Below are 17,876 nucleotides of genomic sequence, written 5' to 3'. Positions count from 1 at the left end.
TCCTCGCGGGCCACCGCCCGCTCCGGTCGCCTCAGTCCAGCAGACTCTCGCGCACCTGGCGGCGCAACACCTTGCCGATCAGCGAGGTCGGCAGCTCGTCCACCGGGACGATCCGCCTGGGCACCTTGTAGGGCGTCAGGTGCAGCCGGCAGAAGTCGCGCAGCGCCTCCGGATCCACGGCCGTCCCGGCCCGCAGGACCACGGCCGCCGCGACGCTCTCGCCGCCGTCCTCGCGGGGGAGCCCGACGACGGCCGCGCGCGTCACGTCCGGGTGCGACTCCAGCACTCCCTCGACCTCGGAGGGGGAGACGTTGAAGCCGCCGGTGATGATGAGCTCCTTGGCCCGGTCGACGATCGTCACGAAGCCGTCGGCCGAGACGGTCGCGATGTCACCCGTGCGCAGCCAGCCGCCGGGGAGGAGGGCCTCGGCCGTCTCCTCCGGCCGCTTCCAGTACCCCTGGAACACCTGCGGCCCCCGGAGCAGGAGCTCGCCGGACTCGCCCGGGCCGCGGTCGACCGACGGATCGGCGGGGTCGACGAGGCGGATCGTCGTGCTGGGGAACGGCACGCCCACGGTGCCGGGCCGGCGGGTCGGGCCGACCGGGTTTCCGAGGGCGACCGGCGAGCTCTCGGTCATGCCGTAGCCCTCGACCAGGAGTCCCCGGCTCGCGCGCTCCCAGCGGTCGACCGTCGCGACCGGCAGGCTCATCGCTCCCGAGATCGCGAAGCGGATGCCGCGCAGGTCGAGCTCGTGGCGCTCGGAGGCGCGGGCCAGCGCGTCGTACACGGGCGGCACCGCGGGGAGGAAGGTGGGCGGCGACGACTTCGCGGCCGCCTTCACGAGGCCGACGTCGAAGGTCGGGAACAGCACGACCTTCGCGCCGATGCTGATCGCGAAGGTCAGGCACAGCGTCAGGCCGTAGGCGTGGAACAGGGGGAGCACCGCGTAGAACGTCTCGTCGCCCTCGCGCAGGCCCGGCACCCAGGCGCGGCCCTGCAGGGCGTTCGCGCGGAGGTTCGCGTGGGAGAGGATCGCGCCCTTGGGCGTCCCGGTGGTGCCGCTCGTGTACTGCAGCAGGGCCGTGTCGCCGAGGACCGGGCGGGGGTGCGAGCGCGCGATGCGGCGGTTCTTCAGCAGCGACGCGAAGGGCACCAGGGAGCGGCTGCGGGGGGTCGCGGTCAGCTTCTCGCGCGACCGGCGCACCGACGGCAGGGGGAGCCGCAGCGCCAGGCGCTTGCCGAGCGGGAAGGAGCGGGTGAGGTCGACGGAGACGACGCGCTCGATGCCCAGGTCGGCGGGCATGGTCGCGACGACGTCGGCGATCTTGTCCCAGACGACCGCGAACCGGGCGCCGTGGTCCTCGAACTGCCGCCGCAGCTCGCGCGGCGTGTAGAGCGGGTTGTGCTCGACCACGATCGCTCCGAGGCGGAGAGCGGCGTAGAACGCCACCACGTGCTCCGGGCAGTTCGGGAGCACCAGCGCGACGCGGTCGCCGGCGCGCACGCCCAGGCGCCGCAGGCCCTCCGCCGCGCGCGCGACCTGCTCGCCGAGCTCGGCGTAGCTGGTCTCGGCGCCGAAGAACTCGAGGGCGGTGCCGCGGCGGTACCGCGCGACCGAGTCCTCGAGCAGGTCGACGAGGGTCTGGGTGGGAGGGTCGATCTCGGCGGGCACGCCCTCCGCGTAGGAGGTCAGCCACGGCTTCGTCGCCAGGTTCGAGGATCCGGAGGTCACGGGCCGAGTATCGGGCACCCGCCTCCGCACTTCCTCCGAGGCGCGCGGAGGGGGTGCCGCACCGGGCGCGGGAGCGGCAGGCTGGCGGCATGAGCGCAGCCATCGACCTCCTCCGCGACGCCTTCGGCCGGGTGCACGAGAACGTGCACGCCGTCCTCGACGACAGCACCCCCGATCAGCTCGCGTTCCGCGCGGACGCCCGCTCGAACTCGCCCGCCTGGCTCGTCTGGCATCTCGTCCGGGTGCAGGACGACCACCTCGCCCCGCTCGCAGGCCACGCGCAGGTGTGGACGGCCGACGGCTTCCACGGCCGGTCCGGCCTGCCCTTCGGGCCCGACGAGACCGGCTACGGGCAGGAGCCGGCCGAGGTGGCGGCGCTCGCCGCGGTGCCGGCCGCGCTGCTCGCGGAGTACGCCGACGCCGTGCACCGGCAGACGCTCGCCCTCCTCGACACGCTCGGCGACGAGGACCTCGCGCGCGTCGTCGACGAGCAGTGGGATCCGCCGGTGACCCTCGGGGTGCGGCTGGTCTCGGTGATCGACGACGACACGCAGCACGTCGGCCAGGCCGCGTACGCGAAGGGTCTCGCCGAGCGCTCGGCGCGCTGAGCCCGGCCTCTACGCTGGCGGGATGCGCGCGCTCCGGACCCTGCCCGCAAGCGCGGTCCTCGCCCTCGCCACCGCGCTGACCCTCGTCGGCTCCTGGATCCCCTCCTACTGGAACGACGAGGCCGCGACCCTCCGCCTGGCGCGGCTCCCGGTGGGGGAGCTCCTCGCCTTCGTGCAGGAGAAGGACGCGGTGCACCTGGTCTACGGCCTGATGATGCACGGCTGGATCGCGATCGCCGGGGAGTCGGAGCTCGCGGTGCGGGCGCCGTCCGCTCTCGCCACGGGAGCGGCGGCGGCGGGCGTCGTCGTCCTGCTGCGATCGTTCGACCGGCCCCGGGCGGCACTCCTCGCCGCCGCGGTGCTCGTGCTGCTCCCGCGGTCCTCGTTCTCGGGGACCGAGGCGCGGTCCTCCGCTCTGGCCACCGCGCTCGTGGTGGGAGCGGCGGTCCTCGTCGTGCGGGCGGCCCGCTCCGGAGGCGCCCTGCGCTGGACCGCGTTCGCGGCCGTCGCAGGTCTGGCGAACGCCGTGTTCCTCTACTCCGTGCTGGTGCTGCCGGCTCTCGTCGCTCTCGCCGCGGCCGCGGCGCCCCGGGGTGCCGTGCGGGCTCTCCCGGCGAGCGCCCTCTCAGCACTGGGCGCCGTGCCGGTGCTGCTCCTCGCCGCAGGGCAGAGCGGCCAGGTCGGCTGGCTCCGCTTGCAGCCCGTGACCGCGTTCACCGTCGTGGTCGAGCCGTTCTTCGGATCCGCGTGGTGGCTGGCCGGGATCGCCGTCGCGCTCCTCGCGGTCGCCGCGGTGCGGGGCGGCCTGCGCGGGCCGCTCCTACCGGCCCTCGTCCTCTGGATCGTGCTGCCGACGGCGGTGCTGGTGCTCGGGACCCTCCTCGTCGAGCCGATGTTCACCCCCCGCTACCTCGCGTCGAGCACGCCCGCCCTCGCGGTCCTCCTCGGCCTCGCGCTCGACTCGTTCAGGGCCCGGACGGGCGTCGCCCTCCTCGCCCTGATCGCGGTGGCCGCCCTGCCGGTCCTCGTGCAGATGCGCACGGTCACCGGGAAGCCGGCCGGGCAGGATCTCCGCGGTCTGGCGGCCGCCGTCGAGGAGCGGGCCCGTCCGGGCGACGCCGTCCTCCTCGGCTCCTCCGGGACGGTCTCGCTCCGGCCCCGCCTGGCGCTCGCCGCCTACCCGGAGGCGTTCGCGGGCGTGGACGACGTCGCCCTCGCCGCTCCGTACAGGACGACGGGCACGTATTCGGACGTCCTGCTGGAGGGCGACGCGCTGCGCGCCGCGCTCGCCGGGGCGGACCGGGTCTGGCAGGCGCTGCCGGAGGGCGAGGCGGACACGGTGCTCGCGGAGGCGGGGTTCGTCCCGCGCGAGCGGATCCGGGTGCCGACGACCGTGCTGACGCTGTGGGAGCGTCCGGAGGGCCGCTGATCCGGAGCGCTCGGGGCGTCGCAGCCCCGGAGTGGAGAGACGCCGGAGTGCCCGGAGCCCCGCCGACGGGGAGCCGCTACCCTTGTCCCCGGCGCCGTCGCAGAGCGGTGGCGTCCGCGGAGCGAGGACCGCGCCACCGAGAGGACCCGAACGTGACGTTGCCCGAGACCACCACCACCGCCATCGCGAAGCGGAAGGGGCGCGACGTCGCCCCCGAGATCGCGCGCTCCTGGCTGCTGGTGAACGCCACCCGCACCGAGACGTTCGACGCCGCGCACGCGTCCCGCGCCGACCAGATCGTCCTCGACATCGAGGACGCGGTCGACCCCAAGGCGAAGCCCGACGCGCGGACCGACGTCGCGGAGTGGCTGACCGGCGAGAAGCGCGCCTGGGTCCGCATCAACGACCACTCCACCCCGTTCTGGTCCGACGACGTCGACGCGCTGAAGGGCCTGCCCGGCCTCGCCGGCGTCATGCTCGCCAAGACCGAGGCCGCTGAGCACGTCACCGAGACCTTCGATCGCCTCGGCGGCTCCACCCCGGTGCTCGCCCTGGTCGAGTCCGCCCTCGGCATCGAGGAGGCGGTCTCGATCGCCCGCGCCCGCGGCACCTTCCGCCTCGCGTTCGGCAGCGGCGACTACCGCCGCGACACCGGCACCAGCGCCGACGACCTCGCGATGGCCTACCCGCGCTCGCGCCTGGTCGTCGCCTCGCGCATCGGCGACCTGCCCGGCCCGATCGACGGACCGACCGTCTCGAACAGCCACCCCGTGCTGCGCGAGCAGTCCGCGCTCACGGTCTCGCTCGGCCTCACCGGGAAGCTCTGCCTCGACACCGAGCAGCTCGCCGTGATCAACGAGGTCATCAGCCCGACGCCGTCCGACGTCGCCTGGGCCCGCGACTTCCTCGACGACTTCGAGGCCCGCGGCCGCGTCATCCGCGACGGCAGCGACCTGCCCCGGCTGGGCCGCGCCAAGAAGATCGACAAGCTGGCCACGGCGTTCGGCGTCAACCCGCTGTGATCCGTCGCGGGGAGGGCGCCTCCGCGGCACACTGAGGGAGCCGCGGAGACCCTCCCGCGCAGGACGGAGACTCCGATGGGCGCGGTCAGCACCTTCCTCTGGTTCGACGACGGCGCGGGGGAGGCGGCGCGCTTCTACACGGAGCTGGTGCCGAACTCGCGGATCACCGGAAGCCAGGTGCTGCCGGAGGGCTCCCCGTCGCCCGGCGAGGTGCTGTCGGTGACGTTCGAGCTCGACGGGCAGCGGTTCCAGGCGATCAACGCCGGGCCGCGGTTCCCGTTCACCGAGGCCGTCTCGATCGTCGTGACCGTCGGCGACCAGTCCGAGCTCGACCGGCTGTGGGACGCCCTGATCGCGGACGGCGGCGAGGAGAGCCGGTGCGGCTGGCTCCGCGACCGCTGGGGGCTGTCCTGGCAGATCGTGCCGGAGGTCCTCCCGCGTCTGCTCGGAGGCGCCGACCCCGAGGCGTCCGCGCGCGCTCTGCAGGCGATGCTCGCGATGAGCCGCCTCGACATCGCGGAGCTGGAGCGGGCCCATGCCGGCGCGTGACTCCGCCCGCCCGCGCCGCTCGACCTCGCTGCGGCGCGCGTACCTCCGCGACTACCGCTACGCCTACGGCTCGCGCTTCGTGCACCTGCGGGAGGGCTGGGACGTGTCGCGGTACGCGTCCGGCGACGGCGCTCCGGTGCTGCTCATCCCCGGGATCTACGAGACGTGGCAGTTCCTCCGGCCCATCGCCGAGAGGCTGCACGCGGCGGGCCATCCGATCCACGTGCTGCCCGCGCTCGGCTACAACACGCGGCCGATCGTCGCGTCGGCCGGACTCGGCCAGGACTACCTGCGCGAGCACGATCTGCGCGGAGTCGTCGTCGTCGCGCACAGCAAGGGCGGCCTGATCGGCAAGCACATGATGGTCGTCGACGACCGCGAGGACGGGCGGATCGAGCGGATGATCGCCGTCTCGACCCCGTTCAACGGCTCGTCGCTCGCACGGATCGCCCCGGCGCGGGCGCTCCGGGAGTTCGCGCCCCACCGCCCGCTGATCCGCACCCTGCTGGCCGAGCGCGAGGCCGACGCGCGCATCACGTCGATCTACGGGATGCGCGACCAGTACATCCCCGGAGGGAGCCGCCTCGCCGGGGCGCGCGAGAACATCGCGGTCTCGGTGGTCGGCCACTTCGCGCTGCTCTCGAGCCCGAAGGTGCTCGACCTCATCGCGGCCCGGGTCTGAGGCCGGACGGGATCCGCTGGGCTCGCCGCCCACGTGAGGCGCCTGCCGTGCGGCGCGACCGCGACCGGAGGACGGCCGCCTCAGCGACGGGCCGAGCCGCCCGCCGCGCTCAGGACCAGGGAGTGAGCAGCACGAGCGGGATCTGACGCTCGGTCTTCGTCTGGTACTCGGCGTAGTCCGGCCACGCGGCGACCGCGCGCTCCCACCAGGCCGCGCGCAGATCGCCCTCGAGCACGCTCGCGGCGTAGTCCTTCTTCACTGGCCCGTCCTGCAGCTCGACGTGCGGCTCCTTGAGCATGTTGCCGTACCAGACGGGGTGCTCGGGCGCGCCGCCCTTGGACGCGACGACCACGTACTCGCCCTCGTGCTCGACGCGCATCAGCGCGGTCTTGCGGAGCTTCCCGCTCTTCGAGCCGACGGTGGTCAGGACGATGATGGGGCGGCCGCGGAGGAGGTTCCCCTCGGCTCCGCCGGTCCGCTCGTAGAGCTCCGCCTGCTCGCGGGCCCACTCGGACGTGCTGGGTTCGTACTCTCCGGTCAGCGGCATGCCTCCGATCGTACGGCCGCGGCGGCCCCGGTGGCCGACCCGTGTGCAGGAGGATGGAGCGGTGTTCTCCGCAGACCCGTTCGACCGAGCCCGTATCGCCCTCCTGCGCGACGATCTGATCCGCGCCCGCTACGGCGTGGACGCCGTGCGGGGGCTCTGGGGCGACGAAGCGGCCGAGGCGCTGCACCGCGGCGACCGGGTCCCCGCCCGCCGCGCCCTCGAGCGCAGCGGCGACCACGACGCGCTGGCCACCCTCGCCCGCCTGTTCCTCCTGGCCGATCCCGTCTCGGCGGACGACGCGGACGAGGCGTTCGGCGCTCTCGCGCTGGAGGGGGCGGTGGAGCTCGGCCTGGTGCGCGTCGAGGCCGGAGCCGTCGTCACCGCGGCCCTCGACCTGCGCCCCTACGACGTGGTCGACCAGCGCGGCGCGGCCTCCTGGTGGATCGCCTCCGACCTCGGGGAGCTCGCCCTCGGCCGCGCGCTCGACGAGGACCACGTGCTCGGCGTCGGCGGCGCGAGCCTCACGCTGACCGGCCTGATGATCCAGCGGCCCGTCGGCCGCGTGCTCGACCTGGGGACCGGCTGCGGGATCCAGGCGCTGCACGCCTCCCGCCACGCCGAGCAGGTGGTCGCCACCGACATCTCCGAGCGCGCGCTCGCGCTCGCCTCCTTCACCGCGGCGCTCAACGGGATCGAGAACATCGAGTTCCGCCGCGGCAGCCTCTACGAGCCGGTCGCGGGGGAGCGCTTCGACCACATCGTCACGAACCCGCCGTTCGTCATCACGCCGCGAGCCGAGGGCGTCCCCTCCTACGAGTACCGCGACGGCGGGCTGGAGGGCGACGAGATCGTGCGCCGCGTCATCCTCGGAGCCGCCGAGCACCTGGTGCCCGGCGGTGTCGCGCAGCTCCTGGGGAACTGGGAGTACCGGGAGGGCGCGGACGCCTTCGACCGGATCGCGGACTGGCTCGCCGACGCCCGCAGCCCGCTGGAGCAGGCGCTCGAGGCGGGGCCCGAGGGGCTCGACGCCTGGATGGGCGGGACCGCCTCTCCTCTGGACGTCTGGGTCGTGGAGCGCGAGCGTCAGGATCCGGCGGTCTACGCCGAGACCTGGATCCGGGACGGCGGCACGACCCGCGGCCCCGCGTTCGACGCGCTGGTCGACGCCTGGCTGACCGACTTCGAGCGGCGCGGGGTGACCGGCGTCGGCTTCGGCTACGTCACGCTCCGCCTGCCCGAGCAGCCCCGCCCGCCGATCCGCCGCCTCGAGCGGATCACCACGCCGGTCGCGACCGCGGGCCTGGGCGGCCACCTCGCCGCCTGCCTCGACGCGGCCGAGGCCCTCGCGTCGCTCGACGATCGCGCTCTGGCGGGTCTCGCCCTGGTCGTCGCCGGAGACGTCACGGAGGAACGGCACTACTGGCCGGGCAACGACGATCCGACGGTGCTGCGGCTGCGCCAGGGCGGCGGGTTCGCCCGGGTCGAGGAGGTCGACACGGCGCTCGCCGCCGTGGTCGGCGCCTGCGACGGCGAGCTCTCGGTGGCGGCGATCGCGGCGGCGGTCGCCTCGCTCCTCCAGGTCGAGGAGGAGGCGGTGTCCGACTCGGTGCTGCCGCGGGTGCGCGAGCTGGTGGCGACGGGGCTGCTGCGGCTGCCCAAGGGGGAACGCGGCTAGAAGAGGGTGGCGGAGTCCTCGACGGGGGCCGCGGCGGGCGCGGCGGCGGCCGTCGGCCATCCGGGTCCGGCGTCGACGGGCTGCCGGCGCTGGTAGGCGGTCGCGGCGCTCCGGGCACGGACATCGGCGGCCTCGTTCATCCGGTGGTTGGCGTGCCCCTTCACCCACTCGAAGGTGACCGCCCGGCCCTGCAGCTCCTCGTCGAGCGCCTTGATGATCTCGACGTTCATCACCGGCTTGCCGTCGGCCTTGCGCCAGCCCTTCCGCTTCCAGCCCGGCAGCCACTCGGTGCAGGCCTTGATGGCGTACTGGCTGTCGCAGAGGATGTGCAGCGGCTCCTCCTCCTGCGCGGTCGCGCGCAGCAGCTCGAGCACCGCGGTGAGCTCGCCGATGTTGTTCGTGCCGTGCGACCAGCCGCCCGCGGCCCAGCGCTCGTCGTCGACGTACCAGGCCCAGCCGGCGGGGCCGGGGTTGCCCAGTGCGGACCCGTCTGCGGCGGCGATGATGCTCACGTGCGTCTCTCCTCGTGCTCTCGGTGCTCACGCCGGTGCGGCGCCCTCCGAGGGTAGTCGGCGGGCGGGGCGGTCCGCGGCGCGCGGCGCGGAGTCAGGCGGAGGAGGAGCGGCGCGCGATCGTCACGCGCGTCGAGTACGGCATCGCGACGGTCCCGCTCCCGCCCGACTCCTCGTCCACCACGGCGTCGACCGCCGCGAGGACCGCGGCGCGCTCCTCCTCGGGCATCGCGATGACGGAGCTGCGGGACGCGAACATGTCCCGCACCCCGGCTCGGTCCAGCTCGAAGGACCACTCGAAGGCCGCGAACGCCACCCGCTCGAGAGCGGAGCCGAGCGGCGGCCGGAGCGTCTCGAAGCGCTCGGCGGTGGAGGCTCCGGCGACCTCGCCGAGCCGGCGCACCCAGGGGACCGACTCGTCGCGGATGTTCCACACCAGCGCGAGCACGCCCTCCGGCACCAGGACGCGGGCGACTTCGGCTCCCGCGCGCTCGGCGTCGACCCAGTGCCACGACTGCGCGGCGGTGACGAGCTCCGCGGAGGAGTCCGCGGCGGGGATCGCCTCGGCCGTCCCCTCCTCGGGGCGGACCCCCGGCAGATTCGAGGCGAGCCGCGCGAGCATCTCCGCGTCGGGCTCGACCGCGGTCACGGCGAGGCCGCGGGACGCGAGCGACGCGGTGAACTTGCCCGTTCCCGCGCCGAGGTCCACGGCGCGCAGCCGATCGGAGGCGTCGGCTCCCGCCGCGCGGGCCCGCTCCGGGATGAAGGCGCCCGCCACCCGCGCGGGGGCGTGCCCCACGATCCAGTCGACGGCGTCGTCGGGGTAGCCGGGCCGCCCGCGGTCGTAGGCGTCGACCGCGCTGCCGAAGGAGCGTCCGAGGCCGCTCATCGCTTCTCCGCTGCCCGCGCGAGCACGTCCACCGCGAAGCCGTAGCCGGCGATCCCCGCGCCGACGATCACGGCGATCGCGACGTCCGAGAGGTAGGAGTGCTGCCGGAACGGCTCGCGCCGGTGCACGTTGCTCACGTGCACCTCGACCATCGGCAGCTCGGTCGCGAGGACGGCGTCGCGGATCGCGATCGACGTGTGCGTGTACGCCCCGGCGTTGAGCACCACTCCCGAGACGGAGCCGCGAGCCGCGTGCAGCCGGTCGACGATCGCGCCCTCCGAGCTGCTCTGGAAGGTCTCGACCGTGAAGCCGTGCCGCTCGGCCGCCTCCGCCGCCAGCGCCTCGGCGTCGGCGAGGGTGTCCGAGCCGTAGAGCTCGGGCTCGCGGGTGCCGAGCAGGTTCAGGTTCGGGCCGTTGAGGACGAGGATCGGCAGCTTCACGCTCCGACCCTAGCGCCGGCCGTCCCCGCGAGCGGGAGCGGCGGCAGCGCCGCGCGCAGGAGGATCAGCTCGCGCGCATGGGCGTCCAGACGCCGGTCCTCCTCGGTCCGCGGCTCGAGAGGCGGGACCGGCTCGGCCGCCCCGTCGGAGCCCCGCACCACGAAGACGCTCCGGCACTGCGTGGTCAGCTCCAGCTCGCCGGTCCGCGGGTCCCCGGAGCGCACGTGCACCGCCAGGTGCATGCTCCGGGCGCTCGTGTGGATGAGGCGCGCCTCCACCTCGACGAGGTGCCCGATGCGCACCGGACGGTAGAAGTGGATCCCGCCGGAGTAGACGGCCACCGCGTCGCGGCCGGTCCAGCGCTGTGCGACCGCGTCGGCCGCCTCGTCGATCCAGCGCATCACGATCCCGCCGTGGGCGTTGCCGCCCCAGTTGACGTCTCCCGGTGCCGCGAGGAAGCGGAACACGATCCGCGGACCGGTGCCCTCCTCGGTGTACTCCTGGGCGCGCATCACGTCGTGCAGCCTCCGGCGGCCCTCGATGCGCGCGGCGGCGCCCTCGGCGAGGGACAGGTCCTCGATCGAGCGGGGCCGCCACTCCGGGACCGACCGCGGCCTCTTCTCGTCGTCGACGGCCACGAACACGAGGAGGCAGTGCGTGGCGTCCTCGTAGAGGCCGGTCCGCGGATCCGCCTGCGCGACCTGCACCAGCACGTGCATGCTCGTGCGCCCGGTGTGGATGACGCGGGCGGTCGCCTCGATCAGGTTGCCGACCGAGATGGGCCGGGTGAAGTGGACGTTGCCGACGTACGCCGTCACGCAGTAGCCGCCGCTCCAGCCCACGGCGCAGGCGTAGCCGGCCTTGTCGATCCACTCGAGGACGCGGCCGGCCTGGGCACTGCGGCCGTCGGCGGTGGCGTCCTGCGGGGCGGCGAGGAAGCGGAGCGTGATGCGGTCGGTCATGGTGCCCGTCGTCGTGGGAGCGGAAGGGGGGAGTGGACCCGCGGGGGTGCGAGGAAAGGGGGATGATCCGCCCGCGGGCCACAGGGGTGTCCGGCAGGAGCCGGCTCGGTCAGGGGGATCAGGCCGCCAGCGGCAGCTTCTCGGCGAGGAGCCGGAGCCGCAGGGCCTGGAGCTCGGCGGACAGCTCGGGCGGCAGCCGGTCGCCGAACCGCGTGAAGAACTCCTCCGTGAGCGCGCACTCCTCCAGCCACGCCTCGACCGGGACGGAGAACAGCTCCTCCTTCTGGGCCGCGGAGAGCAGGAGCCCGTGCGTGTCGATCGCGAGCGGCAGGTCGCCGAGGGGGCTCCGCCGCGCCTCCGCCAGCCCCTCCAGGCGGCGGACGAGCCACTGCAGCACCCGCGCGTTCTCGCCGAAGCCGGGCCAGAGGAACTCGCCGTCCGCGTCCTTCCGGAACCAGTTGACCTGGAACACGGCCGGCGCCGCATCGCCGAGTTCGGCGCCGATCGCGAGCCAGTGCGCGAAGTAGTCGGCCATGTTGTAGCCGCAGAAGGGGAGCATCGCGAACGGATCGCGGCGCAGCTCCCCGACCGTGCCCTCCGCGGCCGCGGTCTTCTCGGAGGCGACGGTCGCACCCAGGAAGACGCCGTGCTGCCACGAGGTGGCCTGCGTGACCAGCGGGACGTTGCTCGCCCGTCGGCCCCCGAAGACGATCGCGTCCAGCGGCACGCCCTCGTGGGCGTCCCAGTCGGCGGAGAGCGACGGGCACTGCGCGGCCGGCGCGGTGAAGCGGGAGTTGGGGTGCGCGGCGGGCGTGCCGGACGCCGGCGTCCACGGCTGCCCGCGCCAGTCGGTCAGCCGCTCCGGTACCTCGTCGGTCAGGCCCTCCCACCACACGTCGCCGTCCTCGCGGAGCGCGACGTTGGTGAAGATCGTGTTGCCCCAGAGCGTCTGCACGGCGTTCGGGTTCGAGCTCTCCCCGGTGCCGGGAGCGACGCCGAAGAAGCCCGTCTCCGGGTTCATCGCCCAGAGGCGTCCGTCCTCCCCGCGGCGCATCCAGGTGATGTCGTCGCCCAGCGTCTCGACCCGCCAGCCGGGGATCGCGGGCTGCATCATCGCGAGGTTGGTCTTGCCGCACGCGCTCGGGAAGGCGGCGGCGACGTGGTAGCGCCGTCCCTCGGGCGAGACGATGCGGATCAGCAGCATGTGCTCGGCGAGCCAGCCCTCCTCGCGCCCCATCGCCGAGGCGATGCGCAGGGCGAAGCACTTCTTCGCCAGCAGGGCGTTGCCGCCGTAGCCGGAGCCGTACGAGACGATCTCGCGCGTCTCCGGGAACTGGGTGATGTACTTCACGGGGCTGCACGGCCAGGCGACGTCCTCGCGGGTGACGCCGTCCGCGTCGCGGAGGGGCAGCCCCACGGTGTGCACGCCGCGGACGAACGGGGTCTCCTCGGTGAAGGCGGCCAGCGGCTCGGAGCCCACGCGCGCCATGATCCGCAGGTTCAGCACCGCGTAGGCCGAGTCGGTGACCTGGACGCCCAGCTGCGAGAGCGGACCGCCGACGGGCCCCATCGAGAACGGGACGACGTACATCGTCCGTCCGCGCATCGCTCCGTCGAGGAGGGGAGCGAGCTCGGCCCTCATCGCGGCGGGCTCGCGCCAGTTGTTGGTCGGTCCCGCGTCGGCCTCGTCGGTCGTGCAGATGAAGGTGCGGTCCTCGACCCGGGCGACGTCGTCCGGGTCGGTGCGGGCCAGGAACGAGCCGGGCCGCCACTCCGGATTGAGCGGGAGGAGCGTGCCGGAGGCGACGAGCCGCTCGGTCAGGCGGTACCACTCCGCGGGGGAGCCGTCGCTCCACTCGATCGCGTCGGGCTTGAGGATCGCGGCGGTCTCGCGCACCCAGCGGCGGAGGGCGAGGGGCGCCGGCGGCACGACGGGCGCGGGGACGGACGTCGGCGCGGTCATGGTGCTCGGCTCGAGTCGGACGGTGTTGCTGTAGATGCTCATGCTGGCTCCGCTTTCGGTGGTCGTCGTCGACGGGGGTGGGGAGTCGCCGGCCGCAGCCAGGAAGAGGCCGGCCGGGCCGGGAGGGGCGCTCAGTGGCGCCTGAAGCCAGGATGGAGGAGGATCGGGAGGTATTCCCGGCGCTCAGGCGGTCAAGAAACCACCTTTTTGCGCTTCCGTCACAACCGATCGCTGGAGCTCGCCGTGACCGATCCCTCGACGCCCGCCCCGGGCTCCGACGCCGTGCTGCTCGGGCAGCGCCTGCGCCACTTCCGCACCCGGCGCGGACTGACCCTCGGGCAGCTCGCCGAGCGCGTCGACGTGTCGGGGAGCCAGCTCTCGCTGATCGAGACGGGGCGCCGCGAGCCGCGCCTCTCCCTCCTGCAGCGCCTCGCGGCCGCGCTCGGCGTCGAGCTGGCGGCGCTGCTCTCGGACGAGCCGCCGAGCGAGCGGGCCGCGCTCGAGATCGAGCTGGCGCGCGTGCAGAAGGGGTCGCTGTACCGCTCGCTCGGCCTGCCCGAGTTCAAGGTCAACAAGGGGCTGAGCACGCCCGTGCTGGAGGCGTTCCTCGGCGTCTACCGCGAGCTCGCCCGTCGCCGGAGCGAGGCGAGTGCCACACCGGAGGAGGCGCGCCGGGCCAACACCGCCCAGCGGCTCCAGCTGCGCGAGCGCAGCTCCTACCTGCCCGAGATCGAGGAGGTGGCGGGCGAGATGCTCCGGACCGTCGGGCACCGCGGAGGAGCACTGACCCACAGCTCCGTCTCGAAGATGGCCCGGCACCTCGGCTTCGAGATCATCCACGTCGGCGACCTGCCGCACTCCGCCCGCTCGGTGATCGACCTCGCGAACGGCAGGATCTACCTCCCGCCCGCCTCGATCCCCGGGGGGCACGGCCTGCGGGCGCTGGCGCTGCAGGCGATGGCGCACCGCCTCCTCGGGCACGAGCGGCCGGTGACCTACGCCGACTTCCTCCGCCAGCGCCTCGAGATCAACTACTTCGCCGCCGCGTGCCTGATGCCGCTGGAGCCGGCGGTCGCGTTCCTCCAGGAGGCGAAGCGCGAGCGGGACATCTCGGTGGAGGACTTCCGCGACGGCTTCGGCGTCACCCACGAGGCCGCCGCCCTGCGCTTCACGAACCTGCTCACCTCGCACCTCGACATCCGGATGCACTTCCTGCGGGTGCTGGGAGACGGCTCGATCCAGAAGGCCTACGAGAACGACGGGCTGCCGCTGCCGACCGACGTCACCGGGGCCGTCGAGGGCCAGGTGGTCTGCCGCTACTGGTCGGCGCGCTCCGCGTTCACCCGGACCAACCGGACGACGGAGTACTACCAGTACGTCGACACCCCGGCGGGGACCTTCTGGTCGGCGTCGCAGACCGGCACGACCGCCACCGAGGAGTTCTCGATCACCGTGGGTGTCCCGTTCGCCGAGGCCCGCTTCTTCCGAGGCCGCGACACCGACCGCCGCGAGCTCTCCCGCTGCCCCGACGAGTCCTGCTGCCGACGCGCCCCGTCGGAGCTCGCCGCGCGCTGGGACGGCAACGCCTGGCCGAGCGCGCGCCTGCACGCGCACGTGCTCGCGCCGCTGCCGTCGGGGACCTTCCCCGGCATCGACGACGCCGAGGTCTACGAGTTCCTCGACGCGCACGCCCGCGAGTCCTGACCGCTCCCGCGAGACGCCGCTCCGGTGCGCCTGGGTCGGCGTGCCGCGTACCCGAGCGCGTCCCGCGGAAGGGCGGGAGTCGTCAGTCCGAGATGAGGGCGCGGGCCGTTCCCTCGTCGAGGATGAGGTCGGTGATGAGGCCGGCCGCCAGGGCGCCGCGCAGGCCCGGCAGCTTCGAGGCGCCCGACACGACGCAGATCCGGCGCGACGCGCGGCGCACCGTGGAGAGGTCCGGACCGCTTGCACGTTCGTTCATGGGGATGTCGTCCCAGCTGCCGTCGGACCGGTAGAACACCGTCGCGACGTCGCCGACGACCCCGGAGCCGCTGAGCGAGGTGAAGTCGCTCGGCTCCAGGTAGCCGCCGATGTAGACCTTCGAGGGGACCGCCGCGAACGGCGACCCGAGCCCGAACAGCGCCACGTCCATCCGCTGCTGCAGCTCCAGGACCCGTCGGGTGGAGCGCTCGCGCCACACCGCCTGCTTGGTGGTCGGGTCGTCGAAGAACGCCGGCACCGGGAACTGCTGGACCTTCGCCGCGTAGGCATCACCGAAGCGGCGGAGGATCTCGCTCGAGTAGTTGATGCCCGTGGTCTCGGTGTTGCCGGCGCCGTTCAGCTGCACGATCTGCGTGTTGTGCGTCTCCTTGGCGATCAGGTGGCGGCTGATCGCGCTCATCGTGGAGCCCCAGGCGATGCCGACGATCATGTTCGAGTCGATGAACTGCCCGAGGATCCTCGCTGCGGACAGGGCGACCCGCTCGAGCCGGTCGATCTCGCTGGTGTGGTCCGGCACCGGCACGATGTGCGCCGTGATGTCGAAGTGGGACCGCACCTCGGCCGAGAGGGCGCTCGCCCGGTCGAGGGGGGAGCGGATCTGGATGTCGACCAGGCCGGTCGCGCGGGCGTGCGAGAGCAGGCGCGAGACGGAGGAGCGCGACGTGTGCAGCTCGTGCGCGATCGCGTCCATCGTCAGATCCTGCATGTAGTACAGCTGGGCCGCACGCAGCGCGTCCCGCGTCTTGTCGGGATGGGTCGCGTGGGTCGTCTCGTCGAGTTCGACGACCGGTCTCACCGGGGTCATAGCACTCCCTGCACGGATTTCCACCCGTCTTGACCGGATGTGTTGTCGGGTCAAGGATGGCTGTATTCCTCCGCGAAATCAATCGGTCATCTCCCCGGTGCACGCTGGTGCGGAGGCCTCGACGACACCCCTACGACACGAAGGCGAGTACGAAGTGGCACAGTCCGACGGAACTCCCGGAAACTCCGCTCTGCGCGAGAGCGTCGCTGCTCTCCGCGACAACCCCCGCGCCACGGTCCTGGTCATCGGCGGTGGCATCAACGGCATCGGGACCTTCCGCGAGCTCGCGCTCAACGGCGTCGACGTCGTCCTCGTCGAGCGCGGCGACTACGTCTCCGGTGCCTCGAGCGCCTCGAGCCACATGATCCACGGCGGCATCCGCTACCTCGAGAACGGCGAGTTCCGACTCGTCAACGAGGGCGTGCACGAGCGCAACGGCCTGCTGAAGATCGCTCCCCATTACGTGAAGCCGCTGCAGACGACGATCCCGATCTACTCGACGTTCTCGGGCATCCTCGCGGCTCCGCTGCGCTTCCTGACCCACAAGTCGGGCAAGCCGCAGGAGCGCGGTGCGCTGCTGATCAAGGTCGGCCTCACGATGTACGACTTCTTCTCCCGCGACGGCGGCACGGTCCCGCGCCACCAGTTCCACGGGCGCAAGCGCTCGCTGAACGAGCTCCCCAAGCTCGACCCGAAGATCAAGTACACCGCCACCTACTTCGACGCCTCCGTGCACGAGCCCGAGCGCCTCGCGCTCGACGTGCTCCACGACGCGCTGATCGGCGGCAGGAAGGCCCGCGCGGCCAACTACGTCGAGGCCGTCGGCGCCGACGAGAAGGGCGTCGTCCTCCGCGACCGCGAGTCCGGCGAGGAGTTCACCTTCGCGGCGGACGTCGTCGTCAACGTCTCCGGACCGTGGACCGACTTCACCAACACGGCCCTCGGCACGTCCACGAAATTCATGGGCGGCACCAAGGGCTCGCACATCGTGCTCGACAACCCCGAGCTGGTCGAGGCCTGCGAGGGTCGCGAGATGTTCTTCGAGCACAGCGACGGACGCATCGTCCTCATCTACCCGCTCAAGGGCCGCGTGATGGTCGGCACGACCGACATCGACGCCGACCCCACGAAGCCGGCGGTGTGCACGGAGGAGGAGATCGACTACTTCTTCGAGCTCGTCAACCACGTCTTCCCGGCCATCCGCGTGGACCGTTCGCAGATCGTCTTCAAGTTCTCCGGCATCCGCCCGCTGCCCCGCCACGACGACGAGGCCCCGGGCTTCGTCTCCCGCGACTACCGCATCGAGCCCTCGACGCTCCCCGGCAACGGCTCGCCCGTGCTCAGCCTGGTCGGCGGCAAGTGGACGACGTTCCGCGCCCTGTCGGAGCACCTCTCGAACGAGGTCTTCAAGCGGATCGGCGTGACCCGTCGCGTCTCCACCGTGAAGACCCCCATCGGAGGCGGCAAGGGCTTCCCGCGCACCGACGCGTCCCGCGCGCAGTGGATCAGCCAGCACCGCTCCGGGCTCTCCTCGGCCCGCACGGGCCAGCTGCTCGAGCGCTACGGCACCCGCGCGCAGGAGGTCATCGAGGCCCTGGCCGACGGACACGACGAGGCGCTCGACTTCGACAAGGACTTCACCACCGGTGAGATCCGCTACCTCGCCCAACGCGAGAGCGTGGTGCACCTCATCGACCTGGTGATGCGCCGCACCAACCACGCCTTCACGGGCGGCCTGAGCCGCGAGCTCCTCGAGGAGCTCGCCGAGCACACGGGCGCCGTGCTGGGCTGGGACGACGCCGCCCGCGCGTCGGAGGTCGACGCGACCATCGCGCACCTCAAGGAGTACAACGGCGTCGACGTCGGGGGCACCTCGGTGCAGACCCCGACGGCCGTGCCCGCCTCCTGATCGGCGATCAGGCGCGGATCGACGGAAGCCCCGGACCGAGGACCACCTCGACCGGGGCTTCCGTCGTGACAACGCACAAACGTGCACGCGCCGTTCCTTGTCGCTAGGACAGGGCGCCGATAACTTCACACCGTCGGGCATCGAAGCCCGCCGCGGACGCCTGTGCGCGTCC

16 protein-coding genes are annotated in these 17,876 nt (G+C 73.2%); 8 read left to right on the top strand and 8 right to left on the bottom strand.

Going from position 1 to position 17,876, the window contains the following annotated elements; genetic code table 11:
* Window positions 1–31: 31 nt before the first annotated feature.
* Window positions 32–1,732: a long-chain-fatty-acid--CoA ligase gene (locus C5C99_RS07985; RefSeq protein ID WP_104223210.1), complete on the bottom strand. Its 1,701-nt coding sequence runs from the start codon at window positions 1,730–1,732 to the stop codon at window positions 32–34.
* 89 nt (window positions 1,733–1,821) lie between these two features.
* Between C5C99_RS07985 and C5C99_RS07980 the strand changes: the two genes are divergently transcribed.
* The 5 genes from C5C99_RS07980 to C5C99_RS07960 all read left to right on the top strand — a co-directional run bounded on the left by C5C99_RS07980 (window position 1,822) and on the right by C5C99_RS07960 (window position 6,022).
* The gene (locus C5C99_RS07980) at window positions 1,822–2,340 is read left to right on the top strand and encodes a DinB family protein (protein ID WP_104333117.1); all 519 of its coding nucleotides are present in this window, start codon (window positions 1,822–1,824) and stop codon (window positions 2,338–2,340) included.
* Window positions 2,341–2,362: 22 nt separating this feature from the next.
* Entirely contained in the window at window positions 2,363–3,769 is a 1,407-nt protein-coding gene (locus C5C99_RS07975; protein WP_104339888.1) for a glycosyltransferase family 39 protein, read from the top strand.
* 158 nt (window positions 3,770–3,927) lie between these two features.
* Window positions 3,928–4,791: a CoA ester lyase gene (locus tag C5C99_RS07970; RefSeq protein ID WP_208543400.1), complete on the top strand. Its 864-nt coding sequence runs from the start codon at window positions 3,928–3,930 to the stop codon at window positions 4,789–4,791.
* A 75-nt stretch (window positions 4,792–4,866) separates the two neighbouring features.
* Window positions 4,867–5,340, top strand: coding sequence for a VOC family protein (locus C5C99_RS07965; RefSeq protein WP_104263191.1), 474 nt, complete (start codon window positions 4,867–4,869; stop codon window positions 5,338–5,340).
* Window positions 5,327–6,022, top strand: a complete 696-nt coding sequence (locus tag C5C99_RS07960; protein WP_104223206.1) for a triacylglycerol lipase — start codon at window positions 5,327–5,329, stop codon at window positions 6,020–6,022. Before C5C99_RS07965 ends, C5C99_RS07960 begins: the two co-directional genes overlap by 14 nt.
* A gap of 109 nt (window positions 6,023–6,131) precedes the next feature.
* On the opposite strand, the gene C5C99_RS07955 is transcribed toward C5C99_RS07960, so the two are convergent.
* Window positions 6,132–6,569, bottom strand: a complete 438-nt coding sequence (locus C5C99_RS07955; protein ID WP_104223205.1) for a nitroreductase family deazaflavin-dependent oxidoreductase — start codon at window positions 6,567–6,569, stop codon at window positions 6,132–6,134.
* A 61-nt stretch (window positions 6,570–6,630) separates the two neighbouring features.
* On the opposite strand from C5C99_RS07955, the gene C5C99_RS07950 reads away from it, so the two are divergent.
* Window positions 6,631–8,244 carry a methyltransferase gene (locus C5C99_RS07950; protein ID WP_258063665.1) on the top strand — a complete coding sequence of 538 codons (1,614 nt, stop codon included), beginning with the start codon at window positions 6,631–6,633 and terminating at the stop codon, window positions 8,242–8,244.
* Here C5C99_RS07950 and C5C99_RS07945 read toward each other — a convergent pair.
* From C5C99_RS07945 to C5C99_RS07925, 5 genes are all read right to left on the bottom strand, one after another.
* The gene (locus tag C5C99_RS07945) at window positions 8,241–8,756 is read right to left on the bottom strand and encodes a ribonuclease H (RefSeq protein WP_104263193.1); all 516 of its coding nucleotides are present in this window, start codon (window positions 8,754–8,756) and stop codon (window positions 8,241–8,243) included. The genes C5C99_RS07950 and C5C99_RS07945 overlap by 4 nt on opposite strands.
* A 94-nt stretch (window positions 8,757–8,850) precedes the next feature.
* Window positions 8,851–9,645, bottom strand: coding sequence for a class I SAM-dependent methyltransferase (locus tag C5C99_RS07940; RefSeq protein ID WP_104339887.1), 795 nt, complete (start codon window positions 9,643–9,645; stop codon window positions 8,851–8,853).
* Window positions 9,642–10,085, bottom strand: a complete 444-nt coding sequence (gene aroQ, locus C5C99_RS07935; RefSeq protein WP_104339886.1) for a type II 3-dehydroquinate dehydratase — start codon at window positions 10,083–10,085, stop codon at window positions 9,642–9,644. The genes C5C99_RS07940 and aroQ overlap by 4 nt, the downstream gene beginning before the upstream one ends.
* Window positions 10,082–11,047, bottom strand: coding sequence for an acyl-CoA thioesterase (locus tag C5C99_RS07930; protein WP_104226429.1), 966 nt, complete (start codon window positions 11,045–11,047; stop codon window positions 10,082–10,084). The genes aroQ and C5C99_RS07930 overlap by 4 nt, the downstream gene beginning before the upstream one ends.
* Before the next feature lie 118 nt (window positions 11,048–11,165).
* Window positions 11,166–13,010, bottom strand: a complete 1,845-nt coding sequence (locus C5C99_RS07925; protein ID WP_104339907.1) for a phosphoenolpyruvate carboxykinase (GTP) — start codon at window positions 13,008–13,010, stop codon at window positions 11,166–11,168.
* 243 nt (window positions 13,011–13,253) lie between these two features.
* Here C5C99_RS07925 and C5C99_RS07920 point away from each other — a divergent pair, with 243 nt between their 5' ends.
* Entirely contained in the window at window positions 13,254–14,714 is a 1,461-nt protein-coding gene (locus C5C99_RS07920; protein ID WP_104223199.1) for a helix-turn-helix domain-containing protein, read from the top strand.
* 82 nt (window positions 14,715–14,796) lie between these two features.
* Here the strand turns inward: C5C99_RS07920 and C5C99_RS07915 are convergent, their stop codons facing one another.
* Window positions 14,797–15,795 carry a sugar-binding transcriptional regulator gene (locus C5C99_RS07915; RefSeq protein ID WP_104223198.1) on the bottom strand — a complete coding sequence of 333 codons (999 nt, stop codon included), beginning with the start codon at window positions 15,793–15,795 and terminating at the stop codon, window positions 14,797–14,799.
* A gap of 154 nt (window positions 15,796–15,949) precedes the next feature.
* On the opposite strand from C5C99_RS07915, the gene C5C99_RS07910 reads away from it, so the two are divergent.
* Window positions 15,950–17,704 carry a glycerol-3-phosphate dehydrogenase/oxidase gene (locus tag C5C99_RS07910; protein ID WP_258063664.1) on the top strand — a complete coding sequence of 585 codons (1,755 nt, stop codon included), beginning with the start codon at window positions 15,950–15,952 and terminating at the stop codon, window positions 17,702–17,704.
* Window positions 17,705–17,876: the final 172 nt, after the last annotated feature.

The sequence above is a fragment of the Rathayibacter sp. AY1C4 genome, assembly GCF_002932195.1.
In the GTDB taxonomy this organism is placed as follows: Bacteria; Actinomycetota; Actinomycetes; order Actinomycetales; family Microbacteriaceae; genus Rathayibacter.
The sequence above is the reverse complement of the archived record's forward strand: the minus strand, read 5'-3'. Positions and strand labels throughout refer to the sequence as shown.

What these genes read in the sequence shown, in the direction of transcription:
- C5C99_RS07930 (WP_104226429.1), bottom strand. Translation starts at nt 11,047, where the DNA reads ATGACCGACCGCATCACGCTCCGCTTCCTCGCCGCCCCGCAGGACGCC.
- C5C99_RS07980 (WP_104333117.1), top strand. Translation starts at nt 1,822, where the DNA reads ATGAGCGCAGCCATCGACCTCCTCCGCGACGCCTTCGGCCGGGTGCAC.
- C5C99_RS07940 (WP_104339887.1), bottom strand. Translation starts at nt 9,645, where the DNA reads ATGAGCGGCCTCGGACGCTCCTTCGGCAGCGCGGTCGACGCCTACGAC.
- C5C99_RS07915 (WP_104223198.1), bottom strand. Translation starts at nt 15,795, where the DNA reads ATGACCCCGGTGAGACCGGTCGTCGAACTCGACGAGACGACCCACGCG.
- C5C99_RS07925 (WP_104339907.1), bottom strand. Translation starts at nt 13,010, where the DNA reads ATGACCGCGCCGACGTCCGTCCCCGCGCCCGTCGTGCCGCCGGCGCCC.
- C5C99_RS07955 (WP_104223205.1), bottom strand. Translation starts at nt 6,569, where the DNA reads ATGCCGCTGACCGGAGAGTACGAACCCAGCACGTCCGAGTGGGCCCGC.
- C5C99_RS07960 (WP_104223206.1), top strand. Translation starts at nt 5,327, where the DNA reads ATGCCGGCGCGTGACTCCGCCCGCCCGCGCCGCTCGACCTCGCTGCGG.
- C5C99_RS07965 (WP_104263191.1), top strand. Translation starts at nt 4,867, where the DNA reads ATGGGCGCGGTCAGCACCTTCCTCTGGTTCGACGACGGCGCGGGGGAG.
- C5C99_RS07975 (WP_104339888.1), top strand. Translation starts at nt 2,363, where the DNA reads ATGCGCGCGCTCCGGACCCTGCCCGCAAGCGCGGTCCTCGCCCTCGCC.